Origin of the sequence: Roseococcus pinisoli (assembly GCF_018413645.1) — a bacterium.
Classification (GTDB): domain Bacteria; phylum Pseudomonadota; class Alphaproteobacteria; order Acetobacterales; family Acetobacteraceae; genus Roseococcus; species Roseococcus pinisoli.
In genome coordinates, this window is the sequence record NZ_JAHCDA010000002.1 from 927,443 (window position 1) to 942,318 (window position 14,876).

A 14,876-nucleotide genomic window follows, 5' to 3' on the forward strand; every position below is an offset into this window, starting at 1 on the left:
GAATGTCGATCAAATTGAATTATCATAGATAATCTATCGAGAGTGGCATGGCCGAAACCGTCGCTGAGCGCATTGCCCGCGTGATCGGGGAAAGAATTGTCGCGGGCGAGCTCGCCCCCGGCGCGCCGCTCCGCCAGGACCGGATCGCGGAGGAGTTCGAGGCCAGCCACGTGCCGGCCCGCGAAGCCTTCCAGCTCCTCCGCGCCCAGGGGCTGGTGGTCAGCGAGGCCCGGCGCGGCATGCGCGTCGCGCCGCTGGACCCCGGCTCGATCCAGGAGGTCATCGAGATCCGGGCTTCGCTGGAGACACTGGCGCTCCGGCTCGCCGCGCCCCGGATGAACGCCGCTGCCTTCGAGAAGGTCGAACAGGCTTTGTCGGCCGGCGATCAGGCCAGGACCATGGTGGCCTGGGAGCAGGCGAACCGGGCCTTCCACCGGGCGCTCGTCACCCCCTGCCGGATGCCCCGGCTGCTCGCCATGCTGGACGACCTGCAGCTCGCGAATTCGCGCATCATCTTCTCGGCCACGCGCTCCGCGGGCTGGCAGCCGGGCTCCGGCCAGGCCCATCGCCTGATCGTGAGTGCCCTTCGCCGACGCGACACCGGCAGGGCCGTGGCCCTTCTCGACGCCCATATCCGCGGGCTGGAACGCCCGGCGGGTGAAGGGCCTTCGGAGAGACCCGCCTGAGGCGTCAGCCCATGCCGAGCGGCCGCAGGCCCAGCGGCCGCTCGATTTGCGGATTCTCGGCGAAGAGGCGGGCCCAGGCGCGGTCCGCCACCTCCTCCGCCTCGCGGATCACGCGCGCTTCGTCGAGGGTCAGCACCTTGCCGTCCCGCATGATCCAGCGGCCGTCGACCATCACGTCATGGACGTCGCTCGCCTGCCCCTGATGCACGAAGGCCGCGACGGCCCGCAGGAAGGGCGCCAGATGCGGCCGGTCGACCCGGATCATGATGAAATCCGCCAGGTTGCCCTCGGCCAGCCAACCGCCCTTGGGCACGCCCATGGCGCGATAGCCGTTCACCGTCGCCCAGCGCAGCGCCTCCTCCGGCGTCGGGTTGCGCCCGTCGCGGCGGCGGACGCGCTCCATGAAGAGGCCGGTCCGCGTAACCTCCACCATGTCCTCGGCCATGTTGTCGCTGCCCATGCCGACATTGCAGCCGGCCTCGACGAGTTCGCAGATGCGGGGGCTGAGGCCACGCCGCGCCGCGATGGCCGAGTTGAAGGCGATGTTGACGCGATGGCGGCCCAAGATGCCCTCTTCCTCGGCGGTCATGCAGCGGCAATGCGCGGCGATCAGCCGGTCGTTGAGGAAGTCGATGCTCTCCAGGAACTCGCTCGGCAGCATGTTGTGATGCGCCTGCACCGCCGCGACCTCGCCCCAGATCTGGTTCAGGTGGATCGTGCCGATGGTCTCCAGCCGCGCCTGCAGCGCGCGCAACTCGCGCAGCAGTTCGACCGAGCACATGTCCGGCGCCCAGGCGGAGACCCCTACCCGAACGCGTCCCTCGCCCGCCCCGTTCCAGCGCGCATGCAGGCGCTCGATACGCCCGAGCCCCGCCTGGCCCAGCGCCGCATCGCGCCGGAACTCCGAGGGATCGCCGATCGACGCTCCGACACGGTCCCAGGCACGTTCCGCCAGGACCAGGCGCAGCCCCGTCTCCACCATGTCCCCCGCATAATTCTCGATATTGATCGCGTCCTCGAGCAGGGCCGTGGTGCCCGAGCGGATCGCCTCCAGCGCACCCAGCCGGCACATGACCGCCTGCTCGGCCGGCGAGAGAGAGGGCAGCGGGATCGGCGAGAGCCCGCCGCAGAAGGGCGGCTCGTGGGGCGGGGAAAGGTCCTCGAAGACGCCGCGCGCCAGGGTCATCACCAAATGGGTGTGGATATTGGCGAAGCCAGGGAAGATCGCCCGCCCTGCGGCGTCGATCATCTCCGCCTTCTGGAAGCGCGCCGCCATCTCCGCATCCGGCCCGATGGCCGCGATGCGGTTGCCGACGATCGCCAGCGCGGCGCCGTAATGGATGGTGTCCTCGGCATCGCCCGTCACGACGGTCGCATTGCGGATCAGAATGGCCATGGTCGCCGGCACTCCTCGATTTTCGCGCCTCGGTCGTGGACGCGTTCGTTTTTGTCGGTAAACAGCTTCAGAGCGTCATCGAGCCGCAGAGGGCCAAATCCTTGAATCTCCGCGCCCTGGCCCTGTTTCGTGAGATCTACTGGTCCGGCAGCATCACCGGCGGCGCCACGCGCCTGGGCGTCTCGCAACCCTCGGCCAGCCGCATGCTGCGGCACCTCGAGGAGCAGATCGGCTATGCGCTGTTCGAGCGCGCCGATGGCCGCATCCGGCCCACCCGCGAGGCCGAGGTCCTCATCCAGGACGTCGACCAGATCTTCCTCCGCGTCGACCAGACCAGTGCCATGGCGCGACGCCTGGCCCGCGGCGGCGGCGAACGCATGGCGGTGGTCTGCGTGCACATGCTCGCGACCACGCTGCCGCGCGTGATGGGCCGCCTGCTGCGGAAATACCCGGAGCTCGAGCTGGAGCTCGATACCAAGGGCCAGGCCGAGCAGGTGAACACGCTGCTGGGCCGCGGGGCGGATCTCGGCATCGCGACAGGGCAGGAACCGCCCTCCAGCCTCGCCTCCCGGGTCTTCGGGCGATCGCGGCTGATGGCCGTGCTGCCGGCGGCCCATCCCCTCGCGGCGCGGGAGGTCGTGGCGCTGGAAGATTATGCGCACCACCCCTGCCTCCTGGCCTCCGACCGCGATCCCCTCGGCGCGCTGGCGATGGAGCTGTTCAATCGCCATAACATCCGCCCGAAGACGAAGCTGACGATCGGATCGCCGCTCTTCTGCTACGACGCGGTGCGGACCTTCGGGCTCATCGCCATCGCGGGCCCGCTGACGACCGCGGCCATGACCAATCGGTCCGATGTCGTCATCCGTCCGCTCGAGCCGGAGGCCGACTATGCCATCTATGCCCTGTGGAACCCCGGCGCCGCCCCCAGCGCGGCGCGGGAGACGCTCCTCAAATGGCTGGCCGAGGACCTCCGGCCCTTGCTGAACGCCACGCCCTAGGCTGGCCCCGTGGGAGGCACTGGGCAAGTTCCCGCAGGCGGCGCCGATCAGCACGCGCGCGTCACGCCTTCTCGACGTTCCAGTAGAAGACGGCGGGCGCGGGGATCAGCCCGCGCAGCCCTTCGCGATAGGCGATCGCGCTGCGGTACTGGCCGAGCGGAATGGTCGTCACATTCCGGATGTGCAGGCGGTTCAGCTCGGTCATCAGCGATCGCCGGCGGGCTTCGTCGGTTTCGAAGGTCCAGGCCTCGGACATGGCGCTGATCTGCCGGTCGCAGGGCCAGCCGAAGCTCGCCTGCTCGCAGTTGCGCACGAAGTTGTTGGTCAGCGGCGTCGCGATGCCGGTCATGGTCGCGTTGGTGGCGTAGAGGTTCCAGCCGCCCTGATCGACCGGCGCGCGGGAGGAACGACGCGCGACGAGCGCGCTCCAATCCATCGCCAGCAGGTTGACGTTCGCGCCGATGTTCCGAAGCGCCTCCGCCAGAAGAAGCGCGCTGGGATGGAGGGTGGCGAGGTCCGCCGGATCCATGACCAGGACCGGCCGTCCGTCATAGCCCGAGGCCGCGAAGAGGGCGCGGGCGCGCGCCAGGTCGTAGGGCGGCCAGCCGAGCTCCTCCCGCCGCGCGTCCTCCTGGGCCGCACAGCCGAAGACGGCGGCGCATTCCCGCCAGGGGCTCTCATCGCCCACCGTGGCCTGCATGAAATCCGCCTGGCGGATCGCCATCATCAGGGCACGCCGCGCCTCGACCTTGTCGAAGGGCGGATGCAGGTGGTTCAGCACCGCGAAGAGGCCGTAGCCGAGAGGATCGTTGGCGCCCACCTTCACGCCGCGCGCCCGGCGCAGCATGCCCAGGAGATCCGGTGCCGGGGATTCAACGATATCGAACTCGCCCGTCACCAGCCCGCTCGCGGCCGTCGCGGCGTCGGGCGTGTAGGACATCTCCACCCGGTCGACCTTGGCGACCTTGCCGCCGGCCGCGCCGCTGGCGGGCTCCGCGCGGGGCACATATCGATCGAAGCGCTCGTAGACGACCTTCGCGCCCGGCATCCATTCATCGGCCAGGAAGCGGAAGGGGCCGGAGCCGATCATCTCGCGGATCGCCGTATTGGGCGACGTCTGCGCCAGGCGCTCGGGCATCATGAAGGGGACGTTGCTGTCGATCTTGCCCAGGGCCTCGAGAACGAAGGCCACGGGGCGGCTGAGTACGAGGCGGAAGCTCCGCTCGTCCAGGGCCTCCAGCGAGTGCGTGACGGACATCAGCGCCTGGCCCATCCCGTCGCGCGCGCCCCAGCGGCGAATGGAGGCAACGCAGTCGGCGGCGCGTACCGGCCCGCCATCATGCCAGAGCATCCCGGGGCGGAGGGTGAAGTTCCAGGTCAGCCGGTCGGGGCTGACCTCGAAGCTATCCACCATCTGGGGGCGGGGCACGCCTTGCTCGTCCAGGGCGAAGAGCGTGTCCCAGACGAGGTAACCGTGGTTGCGGGTGATGTAGGCCGTGGTCCAGATCGGATCGAGGATGCGCAGATCCCCGATCGGCACGGCGCGGATCACCCGCCTCCCCTGCGCCTGCGATCGTGCGGATAGCAGCGCCGGGCCCGCCAGGGCGCCGAGAACGATGTCACGTCTTGCGATCATTTTCCGTTCCCTTCTCTTCATTTGGCCGGGGGCGTTATCGGCACCCCCGGCAAGCACGGCACTCCGTCAGCGGGCGCCGCGCCGCAGGGACATCGCCATTGTCCGCTCGTCGCTGCGACCCTCGTAGACCAGGCCCGATCGCGCGGCCCACAGATTGACCTGATGGTGCAGCGGCAGGATGGCACGATCACCGATCGCGATCCGGGTGGCCTGGCGGTAGAGATCCTCCCGCGCCGCGGCATCCAGGGTCGACAGCGCCCGGTCCAGCAGCTGGTCCACGGCCGCATTGCTGTAGCCGGAGCGGTTGGACGCCCCACGGCCGCGGGCGGCATCGCGCGTCGCGACCAGCGAGGAGAGCGGACTGTCGGCCTCGCCGGTGCCCGTCCCCCAGCCGAGGAGGCCGATGCTGAACTCGTCGCGGGCCGAGCGGGTAAAGTAGGTGCTGGAGGGCAGTGCCTCCACCCGCGTCCGCACCCCGATGCGCGTCCACATCTGCGCGACGGCCTGCAGGATCTGCGCATCGTTCACATAGCGGTCGTTCGGCCCGTGAAGCGTGACGGAGAAGCCTTCGGGATAGCCTGCCTCGGCCAGCAACCGCCGGGCGGCAGCCATGTCATAGGCATCCGGCGTCAGGCCCGGATCGCTACCCATCGCGCCCTGCGGCAGGAACTGGCCAGAGGGCGAGGCGTAGCCATCCATCACCTGCGCGACGATCCCGGCGCGGTTGATCGCCATGGAAAGCGCCTGCCGCACCCGGGGATCGCGCAGCGGGTTGCTGGCGAGGCGGTTGCCGCGGGCATCGGTGACGAAGGGCGTCTCTTCCCGCAGCAGGTCGAGATGCAGGTAGATGTTCCGCACGCCAGCCTTGCTGAACACTACCAGCCGCGGCTCGGCGGCGAGGCTGCGGGCGTCCCGCGTGGGCACCTGGTCGATCAGGTCGGCGTCGCCGGCCTTCAGCGCCGCGATCCGCGCGCTGTCATTGGCGATGAGGCGGACGGTGACGCGGTTCCACGGCTGCGCGCCGCCCCACCACTGCTCATTGCGCTGGAAGACCGCGCGATCCCCCGCCGTGTAGGAGACGAGGCGATAGGGCCCCGTGCCGATCGCGGCCTGGCCGCTATTGTAGTCGGAGGTCGCGGCCCCTTCCCCATGGCGCCGGCCGATCATCGGCAGCGCGGCCATGAAGGCCGGAATGAGCGGCGCCGGCGCGGCCGTGACCAGCCGCACCGTCTGCGGATTGACCACCACCACCTCCTGCACGGGGCGGGTGTAGATGGCATAGCCGCCCGGCCCGCTCCGCAGTGCCGAGACCCTGGCGAGGGTGAAGGCCACGTCATCGGCCGTGAACGGCGTGCCGTCATGGAAGCGGGCATCGTCGCGCAGGCGGAATTCCCAGACATTCGGCTCCACCGCCGTCCAGGAGGTCGCCAGCGCGGCCTCCGGACGCAGATCCGGGTCGGGATTCACCAGCCGGTCGAAGAGATGCTGGGTCAGCGCGCTATTGGGCGTCAGGTTATGAAAATGCGGATCGAGCGACGTGAAGGCGCCGCCGACCGCGATGGTGACATTGTCGCCCTGGGCGGCGGCCGGCAGGGCCCAGAGGCCCGCCGAGAGCACGACGGCGAGACGGATCGCGGAGCGCGGCATCCTGGCCATCCGCCTCAGACATCCAGCCAGGTGATGCCGCCCGGCGGCGGCGGGATATCGGCGTTCTTGGCCATCATCCGCTTCCAGACGCGCTCGGTGACCTTCTGCGATTCCTTCAGCAGCATCGCCTCGTCGAGGCAGAGCACCTTGCGGTCGCGCATCAGGAAGTTGCCGTCGGTCATCACCGAATGGACGATGCCCGGATGCCCGTAATGGACGATGTTCGAGACGAGCCGGATGACCGGCCGCATCGCGGGCACGTTGAGGTCGATGATGGTCAGGTCGGCCTTCTTGCCGACCTCGATCGTCCCGATCTCGGCCGAGGCGCCCACGGACTGCGCGGCATTGCGGGTCACGCCGTCCAGCAGCGCCTGCGGCTGCGGATTGACGCCGCCCTCCTTGTCCCGGCCGCGGCCGCCGCGGTGCAGGATCAGGCCGATCTTCAGCGCATGGAACATGTCCTCGGTCATGTTGTCCGTGCCGATGGCGACGTTGATGCCGGCATCGCGGATCAGGCCGATGGGCGTCGTATGCGGGCCACGGCGCGAGGAATTCGCCGGGCAATGCACCATCTGCGTCCCCCGCGAGGCCAGCAGCTCGACGTCGGAGGCGGTGCAATAGGTCCAATGCGCGCCGACCAGATCCGGCCCCAGGAAGCCCTCGCGGTCCAGGTATTCGGCCGGCGTCAGGCCGTAGGCCGCCTTGACCGCATGGATCTCCTCGATGCTCTGCGCGAGGTGCACCGTCCGCGTCAGGTCGTGCTTGCGGGCCAGCTGCATCAGCTGGTCGAGCATCCAGGGCGAGCAGTTGTCCGGCGCATGGGCCGCGATCTGGATGCGCAGCCGGTCGTTATGCGTGCCGTGATAGGCCTCGATCCCCTCGATCGTGCGGTCCAGGAAGACCTGGCCGAAGGCGCGGTCGACCGAGTAGTCGCCCTGGCGGATCTTCAGCGTGTTGATGTCCGCACAGTTCTCGGAGACCCAGAGCCGCAGGCCCGTCGCGGCCATGGCGTCCACATAGGTCGGCACGTGGCGGAAGGGATCGACGAGCGTCGCGCAGCCGGCGCGGATGGCCTCGAGGCAGCCCAGCTGCACCATGATCGTCCGTTCCTCGGGCGACATCTCGTAGGAGACGGGCGACATGTAGCCGTAGACGGCATTGCCGTCCCAATCCTCGACGGTCCCGCGCAGGACGGTCAGGGCGGTGTGGGTATGAGCGTTGATGAAGCCCGGCAGCACAGCAAGGCCGCGGGCGGAGAAGCGCTCCAGGTCCGGATAGGCGCGCTCAAGCTCATCCGTAGAGCCGACCGCCGTGATGCGGTTGCCCGTGATGGCGATGGCCCCATGCTCAATGACGCGCCGTTCGTCATCGCAGGTCAGCACCACTGCGTCGGTGATAAGGAGATTCATCGCTGCCGCCGTCCTCTTGATCCAGGCCGTTTCGCGGGCGGCAGCCCATCGGTTTCAGTGCATCGGGTCGCCGCCCCTGCCCTTTCACTGTGCCGTGGGCGGCCATTCGTCCAATACGAAGTTGAGGGAGGGTCATAGCAAAAAGCTATGCATAGGCGGGGGAATGAGCCCGCGGCCTGACCAGTGCCAGGCCGCGGTGGAGATCCGACTGGAATCAGCCCTTAGAAATCGCCTCCCTCGGCCGGAGAGCCTCCCGCACCGCCAGGCGGCTTTTCCGGCCGGTCGGCGATCAGCGCCTCAGTCGTCACCAGAAGGCCCGCGACCGAGGCCGCATCCTGCAAGGCCGTGCGCACGACCTTGGTCGGATCGATGATGCCGGCGGCCACGAGGTCCACGAAAGCACCCTTCTGCGCGTCGAAGCCCCAATTGTACTCGTCCCGGTCGAGCACCTTTCCGGCGATCACGGCACCATCCTCGCCCGCATTCTCGGCGATCTGCCGCAGCGGCGCCTGGATGGCCTTGCGCACGATCTCGATACCGTGGCGCTGATCCGCGTTCTCCGTCGGCAGATCGGCCAGCACCAGCGAGGCGCGTGTCAGCGCAACGCCGCCGCCCGGCACGATGCCCTCCTCGACGGCCGCGCGGGTCGCGTGCAGGGCGTCGTCCACGCGATCCTTGCGCTCCTTCACCTCCACCTCGGTCGAGCCGCCGACGCGGATGACGGCCACGCCGCCGGCCAGCTTCGCCAGCCGCTCCTGCAGCTTCTCACGGTCGTAGTCCGAGGTCGTCTCCTCGATCTGCGCCTTGATCTGGGAGACGCGCTCCTCGATCTCCGCCTTCGCACCCTGCCCCTCGACGATGGTCGTGTTCTCGCGCTCGATGAGGACGCGCTTGGCCTGCCCGAGCTCGCTCAGCTTCACGTTCTCGAGCTTGATGCCCAGATCCTCGCTCACCACGGTGCCGGCCGTTAGGATGGCGATGTCCTCCAGGATGGCCTTGCGTCGATCGCCGAAGCCCGGCGCCTTCACGGCCGCGATCTTCAGGCCGCCGCGCAGCTTGTTGACCACGAGCGTCGCCAGCGCCTCGCCCTCGATGTCCTCCGCGATAATGAGCAGCGGCCGGCCGGACTTCACGGCCTCCTCCAGCAGCGGCAGCAGGGGCTGCAGCGTGGAGAGCTTCTTCTCGTGGATAAGGATGTAGGGGTTCTCGAACTCCACCGTCAGCCGCTCGGCATTCGTCACGAAATAGGGCGAGACATAGCCGCGGTCGAATTGCAGGCCCTCGACGATGTCGAGCTCCGTCGCGACGCCCTTGGCCTCCTCGACGGTGATCACGCCCTCATTGCCGACGCGCTGCACCGCCTCGGAGATGAACTGGCCGATCTCGGCCTCGCCATTGGCCGAGATGGTGCCGACCTGCGCGGTCTCGGCCGGGGTCGTGATCTTCTTCGTCCGCTTCTGCAGCTCATCGACGACGGCGGCGACGGCCTTGTCGATGCCCCGCTTGAGATCGAGCGGATTGACGCCGGCCGCGACGGCCTTCGCCCCTTCGCGGACGATGGCCTGGGCCAGGACCGTCGCCGTGGTGGTGCCGTCGCCGGCCTTGTCGTTTGTCTTGCTCGCCACCTCGCGCAGCAGCTGCGCGCCGAGGTTCTCGAACTTGTCCGAAAGCTCGATCTCCTTGGCGACGGACACGCCGTCCTTGGTGATGCGCGGGGCACCGAAGCTCTTGTCGATGAGCACGTTGCGGCCCTTCGGGCCCAGCGTCACCTTCACCGCATCGGCCAGGATATCGACGCCGCGCAGCAGGCGCTTGCGTCCCTCATCCCCAAATCGCACGTCTTTTGCAGCCATTTTCCGCTCCTCAGGATGTCAGTGTCGTGTGGATCAGGCGGCCTGCTTCGACGGCGCGGCGGCGCCCTCGATCACGCCCAGGATGTCGGCTTCCTTCACGATGAGCAGGTCCTGCCCCTCGATCTTCACCTCGGTGCCGGACCACTTGCCGAAGAGCACGCGGTCGCCCGGCTTCACGTTCAGCGCCGTCACGCGGCCCTGATCGTCCACCGTGCCGGGGCCGACGGCGATCACCTCGGCCTCGCTCGGCTTCTCCTGCGCCGTGTCGGGAATGATGATGCCGCCGGCGGTCTTCTCCTCCGGGGTCAGGCGGCGCAGCAGCACGCGGTCATGCAGGGGGCGGAACTTCGACATGTCAGTCTCTCCTGGAAATCTCCCGGCCCGGGGCCGGGATGGTCTGTCGGCATGGAGGCCGAAAGGCGGGGTCAGTCCTGCTCGAGGAAGCTCTGCACCTCACGATGGAGGGCATCGCGGCCGGTCTCGACCAGGACGAAGTGGCTGGCGCGGGGCAGCTCCACGAGGCGGCGCACCGGCGCGTTGCGCAGCCGGCTGAACAGCGCCTGCGCCTGGCGCAGCGGCGCGAGGCCATCCCATTCGCCGAGGATGATCAGCGTGGGCGCGGTAATGCGCGCCGGATCGTGGAAATCACGGCCCGCGCGCCAATAGGCGGGGCCGTCGGCCAGCACGCCGGCGGGCGAGCGGAAGCGCGGCGGGTTGCTGGCCGCGGCCTCTGGAATGCTTTCCAGCAGCGCGGCCTCCCAGGCGGCACGGGTGGCGGCGGGGAAGATGCGCTCGGCCTCGCCGGCGGGAACGCCCTGCTGCAGGCGGCGCAGCCCGATCTCGGCGGTCCATTCCTGCCAGACGCCGACGGGGGCCGCCGGCGAGGCGGCCGGGGTGCCCTGCTCCGTCCAGGGCGGACCGATCAGCACCAGGCTGGCGACCCGGCCGGGATTTTCCCCGGCATAGGCGCCGGTGATGATCGTGCCCCAGGACCAGCCGATCAGGCTGAGCCTTTCGATGCCGCGGCGGCTGCGGATGAAATCGACCGCCGTGCCGAGATCCCGCACGGCCTCGGCCGTGGTGCCGAAGGGCGCGCCATTGGCCGCCGGCTCGCGGAAGGAGGCCGGGCGCGTGGAGCGGCCATAGCCGCGCACGTCGACGAGCCAGACGTCGAAGCCCCGCGCGGCGATGCGATCGGCCCAGGATTCCCCTTCGATCGGGAGGTCGAAGACGGTCTCGGAAGGCTGGGTGGAGCCGTGGATGTAGAGCACCGTCCGCTCGGGCCGGAAGCTCGTCAGGGTCGCCGGCCGCTTGTTGCGGAGGAAGAGCTCGATGCCGGGGGTGTCGGAGGGGATGCGCAGATCCTCGGCGACGATCCGGGGCGGCTCGGCAGCCAGCGCTGGAGAGACCATGAGCCCGAGCGCAAGCAGGAAGCGTTTCATTCGCTGTATTCCTTGGTGCGGAAAAAGGGATGCGGATGGACGTGACGGCGCGCGACCGGCTCGAGCGCCGGTGGTGTTCCGGGCTCGGGCTTCGCGTGTCAGATCTGGAAGGCAGCCCGCCGGTCAGGCCGATGGAGCGGTGCCTGGCGGGGCATAACGCGTGTCATGCCTGCCGCCGACGCATCCAAGGGCTGTCCGGCTCGGCGCCGGCTAGTTGCCGGCCCGACAGCGGCCCAGGCGGGCGCCGGTACAGTCGAAGGCGCTGCTTGCGCAGCGCGGGGCGGTGAACGGGGTCGGCCACATGCGGACACGATAGGCATGCCTTGCACCGACCATCAACGTGTTTTTCATATTGAACGAAAATTTATGTATTTATGACCCGCTGGCCCAGGACAGGCTTCTGCCTCGGCCAACGGAGGATAGGCTCAGCCTTCAGCAAACTCCCTCAATTTCCGAAATACGTCCGCTCCAGCCGCGCATGCAGGTCGGGCTCCTGCGCCTGTGCTTCCAGCGCGATCTTCCCCTGCACCATGGCGTAGACGCGGTCGGAAACGGCCAGGGATTTCTCCACCAGCTGCTCCACCAGAAGGATGGCCGTGCCCTTCCGCCGCAGGCTCGCGACCACTTCCAGCACGCGGTCCACCAGCACGGGTGAAAGCCCGGCGGAAGGCTCGTCCAGCATCAGCAGGCGCGGCCGCCGCACCAGCCCCTGCGCGACGGCGAGCATCTGCTGCTGGCCGCCGCTCAGCGCCCCGCCGCGATCCTGACGCTTGGCCGCGATCTCGGGGAAGAAGGCCAGCGCTTCATCCACGCGCGCGGCACGCTCGCCGCGCGGCAGGTCGTAGCCGGCGAGCAGCAAATTGTCGTGCACCGAGATCTGCGTGAAGATCCGGTGCCCCTCGACGACATGCACCAGCCCTTCCCGCGCCGCCTCGCGGGGCGAGATGCCGCGCAGGTCCTTGTCGGCAAAACGGGCCTCGCCGCCCGTGATGCCGAGAAGCCCGGAGAGGGAGCGCAGCAGCGTGGTCTTGCCGGCGCCGTTCGGCCCCAGCAGGGCGACGACCTCGCCCGGGTTGATCGTCAGAGTCACGCCATGCAGGACGGCGATCTTGCCATAGCCCGCTTCCAGGCCGCGGACGTCGAGCAAAGCCTCAGGCGCCGAGATAGGCACTGACCACCTCCTTGTGCGCGCGCACCTCGCCCGGCGTTCCGGCGGCGAGGATGGCGCCCAGATTCAGCACCGTGACGTGCTCGCAGATGTCGAAGATGAGATCGGCATGGTGCTCCACGAGCAGGACGCCCGTGCCGCCTTCGCGGATCGCCCGGACGAGGGTGGCGAGGTGCCGGATCTCCTCCGCGGAAAGGCCCGCGGCCGGTTCGTCTAGCAGCAGGAAGGCCGGCCGCTGCATGAGGGCGCGGGCGATCTCCATGAAACGGAGCTCGCTGTGCTGCAGCCGGTCGGCCCGCACCTCCGCCAGGCCGACGAGGCCCACGGCACGCAGGGCCAGCTGCGCGCGCTCGGCCAGTTCGCGCTCCTCGGCGCAATGCCGCGGCAGGCGGAACAGCGCCTCCGCGAAGGTGGAATGGCAATGCGCCGTCCCGCCGATCATGACGTTCTCCAGCACGCTCGCCTCGCCGATCAGGCGCGGCGTCTGGAAGGTGCGGGCGATGCCCCGCGAGGCGCGGTCGGTGGAAACGCCCGCGGGCAGCGGCGCGCCGTCGAGCGCCATGGTGCCCTGCTCCGGCCGGTAGTAGCCGGAGATGACGTTGAGCGTCGTCGTCTTGCCGCTGCCATTGGGGCCGATCAGCCCATGGATCTCCCCTGAGCGGACATCGAGGTCGAGGCCATTGATGGCGCGCACCCCGCCGAAGGACAGCACGATCCCGCGCAGCGACAGCGTGGTCGGCGGATGCGCCTGGTCGCCCAGGCGCCGCACCAGATCGACCTGCGGGGCGATGGTACGGCCCGCCGCCAGCGGCTTGCGGTTCCGGAAATCCAGCAGCGAGGCGATGCCGCCCGGAATGGCCAGCACGATGAGCAGCAGCAGCGCCGCGTAGAGGAAGGTGGACCAAGCCGCGAGCGGCGCCGCGATCTCCGGCAGCACCGTCAGGATGATGGTGCCGATCAGCGGGCCGAGGATGGAGCCGCGCCCGCCGATCAGCACGGCGATGAAGAACAGCAGCGACAGCTCGAAGTTGAAGGCCTCGGGCGTGATGTAGGTCTGCAGCGCGGCGAAGAGGCCGCCGGCCATCGCGGCCAGGGCGCCCGCCAGGATGAAGACCATCACGAGCAGGCGGGGCTTGGAGATGCCGGTCGCCTCCGCCGCCACATCGGCATCGCGCACGGCAACGAGCGCGCGGCCGAAGCGGCTCCTGGCGATATTGGCCGTGATCCAGGTCGCCAGGGCGGCGAAGCCCAGGCAGAAATAGAGCAGCCCCCATTCCGTATCGAAGGGCGCCGGCAGCATCGGGCCGGTCACCCCCATGCCGCCGCCCGTCACATCCTGCCAGGCCAGCGCGATCTGCGTGACGATGGTGGCGAAGCCCAGCGTGGTGATGGCGAAGTAGAAGGTGCGCAGGCGCAGCGCCGGCAGGCCGACCACCACGCCGAACACCGCGCCCACCACCCCGGCGATGGCCAGCGCGGCGAAGGCCGGCACCGGCGGCGTGGCATTGCCCGCCGCCAGCACACTGGTGGTGTAGGCACCGAGCGTGAACAGCGCGACGTAGCCGATGGCGAGCTGCCCAGCATAGCCGACGATGAGGTTCAGCCCTGCGATCAGGATCCAGTAGACCGCGATGCGGGTGACGATGAGGCCCCAGTATTCATTGCCCGTCAGCGGCACCGCGGCCGCGAGGGCCAGGATGACGAGGAACGGCAACACCCGCCCGAAGGAGGACGCAGCTGCCCCCTGAGTATCAGTGGCGGCCATCACACCCTCCGCGACGCGGTGGAACCGAACAGGCCTTGCGGCGCCGCCAGCAGCACGATGATGAACAGGGTGAAGACCGCGACGGAGGAGAAGATGCCGCCCACCAGGAAGTTCGCCGCCTGCTGGAAGAGGCCGAGCGCGATGCCGCCGATGACCGCGCCCCGGTTGTTGCCGAGCCCGCCGAGCGCCACGGGAATGAAGCCGTAGAAGTTCAGCAGCGGTCCATTGGCGAAGAAGGCGAGCAGGAGCTGCCCGCCGGCGAAGCCCGCCAGGCCGCCGATGGCGCCGGCCAGCGCGTAGCTGGCCATGCGCAGGTCCCGCTCCGGCAGGCCGAGGGCGCGCGCCGCGAAGTTATCCTCAGCGATGGCCACGAAGGCCCGGCCCACCAGGGTGCGGCGATAGAGATATTCGAGCCCGACGATGGTGGCCGCGCAGACGACCACCGGCAGCCAGTACTTCTCGTCCCATATGCCGCTGCCGAGACCCAATAGCCGCGGGAAAGGCTGCGGCTCCGTGCCCCATTGGATGGCGGTGAACTGCTGGATCAGCAGCGCGGCCGCGAGCGTCGTCAGCACGTAGAGGTGCTGGTCGAGGCTCTTCAGCACGGGCCGGACCGCGACGATCTCGGTGATGACCCCGATGACGCCGCAGCCGGCGAGGACCAGGAGCAGCGCCACCGGCCAGGGCAGTCCCAGCTTCAGCGTGAAGAGGGAGCCGAGCACGCCACCCAGCATGCCCAGCTGCCCCGCCGTGAAGCTCATGACGCGGGAGGTGGCGAACATCGTGTTGTAGGTGATGCCGATCAACGCATAGATCGCGCCTACCGCCAGACCCGAGGCCAGTATCGAGGCGAGCATCCTTTTTCCTCTCGTG

The 14,876-nt window shown here is 69.1% G+C and carries 12 protein-coding genes; 2 read left to right on the top strand and 10 right to left on the bottom strand.

Annotation, left to right across the window (positions count from 1 at the left end; translation table 11 throughout):
• The first annotated feature begins 47 nt into the window (after positions 1-47).
• Complete coding sequence (locus tag KHU32_RS13130; RefSeq protein ID WP_213670531.1) at positions 48-686, top strand: GntR family transcriptional regulator; 639 nt, start codon at positions 48-50, stop codon at positions 684-686.
• A 4-nt stretch (positions 687-690) separates the two neighbouring features.
• On the opposite strand, the gene KHU32_RS13135 is transcribed toward KHU32_RS13130, so the two are convergent.
• Positions 691-2,082 carry an amidohydrolase family protein gene (locus KHU32_RS13135; RefSeq protein ID WP_213670532.1) on the bottom strand — a complete coding sequence of 464 codons (1,392 nt, stop codon included), beginning with the start codon at positions 2,080-2,082 and terminating at the stop codon, positions 691-693.
• A 101-nt stretch (positions 2,083-2,183) separates the two neighbouring features.
• Here KHU32_RS13135 and KHU32_RS13140 point away from each other — a divergent pair, with 101 nt between their 5' ends.
• A complete protein-coding gene (locus KHU32_RS13140) occupies positions 2,184-3,083 on the top strand; it encodes a LysR family transcriptional regulator (protein ID WP_213670533.1) in 900 nt (299 codons plus the stop codon).
• 61 nt (positions 3,084-3,144) lie between these two features.
• Here KHU32_RS13140 and KHU32_RS13145 read toward each other — a convergent pair whose 3' ends face one another.
• The 9 genes from KHU32_RS13145 to KHU32_RS13185 all read right to left on the bottom strand — a co-directional run bounded on the left by KHU32_RS13145 (position 3,145) and on the right by KHU32_RS13185 (position 14,860).
• Positions 3,145-4,719, bottom strand: a complete 1,575-nt coding sequence (locus tag KHU32_RS13145; RefSeq protein ID WP_213670534.1) for an ABC transporter substrate-binding protein — start codon at positions 4,717-4,719, stop codon at positions 3,145-3,147.
• Between the two features lie 66 nt (positions 4,720-4,785).
• Positions 4,786-6,366, bottom strand: coding sequence for an ABC transporter substrate-binding protein (locus tag KHU32_RS13150; RefSeq protein ID WP_249681018.1), 1,581 nt, complete (start codon positions 6,364-6,366; stop codon positions 4,786-4,788).
• 14 nt (positions 6,367-6,380) lie between these two features.
• On the bottom strand, positions 6,381-7,775 hold the full coding sequence (locus KHU32_RS13155) for an amidohydrolase family protein (RefSeq protein ID WP_213670536.1): 1,395 nt from the start codon (positions 7,773-7,775) through the stop codon (positions 6,381-6,383).
• A 221-nt stretch (positions 7,776-7,996) separates the two neighbouring features.
• Positions 7,997-9,628, bottom strand: coding sequence for a chaperonin GroEL (gene groL, locus KHU32_RS13160; RefSeq protein WP_213670537.1), 1,632 nt, complete (start codon positions 9,626-9,628; stop codon positions 7,997-7,999).
• 33 nt (positions 9,629-9,661) lie between these two features.
• A complete protein-coding gene (locus tag KHU32_RS13165; RefSeq protein WP_213670538.1) occupies positions 9,662-9,982 on the bottom strand; it encodes a co-chaperone GroES in 321 nt (106 codons plus the stop codon).
• Positions 9,983-10,053: 71 nt separating this feature from the next.
• The gene (locus KHU32_RS13170) at positions 10,054-11,070 is read right to left on the bottom strand and encodes an alpha/beta hydrolase (protein ID WP_213670539.1); all 1,017 of its coding nucleotides are present in this window, start codon (positions 11,068-11,070) and stop codon (positions 10,054-10,056) included.
• 445 nt (positions 11,071-11,515) lie between these two features.
• Positions 11,516-12,241 carry an ABC transporter ATP-binding protein gene (locus KHU32_RS13175; RefSeq protein WP_213670540.1) on the bottom strand — a complete coding sequence of 242 codons (726 nt, stop codon included), beginning with the start codon at positions 12,239-12,241 and terminating at the stop codon, positions 11,516-11,518.
• Complete coding sequence (locus KHU32_RS13180) at positions 12,222-14,003, bottom strand: branched-chain amino acid ABC transporter ATP-binding protein/permease (protein WP_213670541.1); 1,782 nt, start codon at positions 14,001-14,003, stop codon at positions 12,222-12,224. Before KHU32_RS13180 ends, KHU32_RS13175 begins: the two co-directional genes overlap by 20 nt.
• Positions 14,003-14,860 carry a branched-chain amino acid ABC transporter permease gene (locus KHU32_RS13185; protein ID WP_213670542.1) on the bottom strand — a complete coding sequence of 286 codons (858 nt, stop codon included), beginning with the start codon at positions 14,858-14,860 and terminating at the stop codon, positions 14,003-14,005. Before KHU32_RS13185 ends, KHU32_RS13180 begins: the two co-directional genes overlap by 1 nt.
• Between the last annotated feature and the right edge of the window lie 16 nt (positions 14,861-14,876).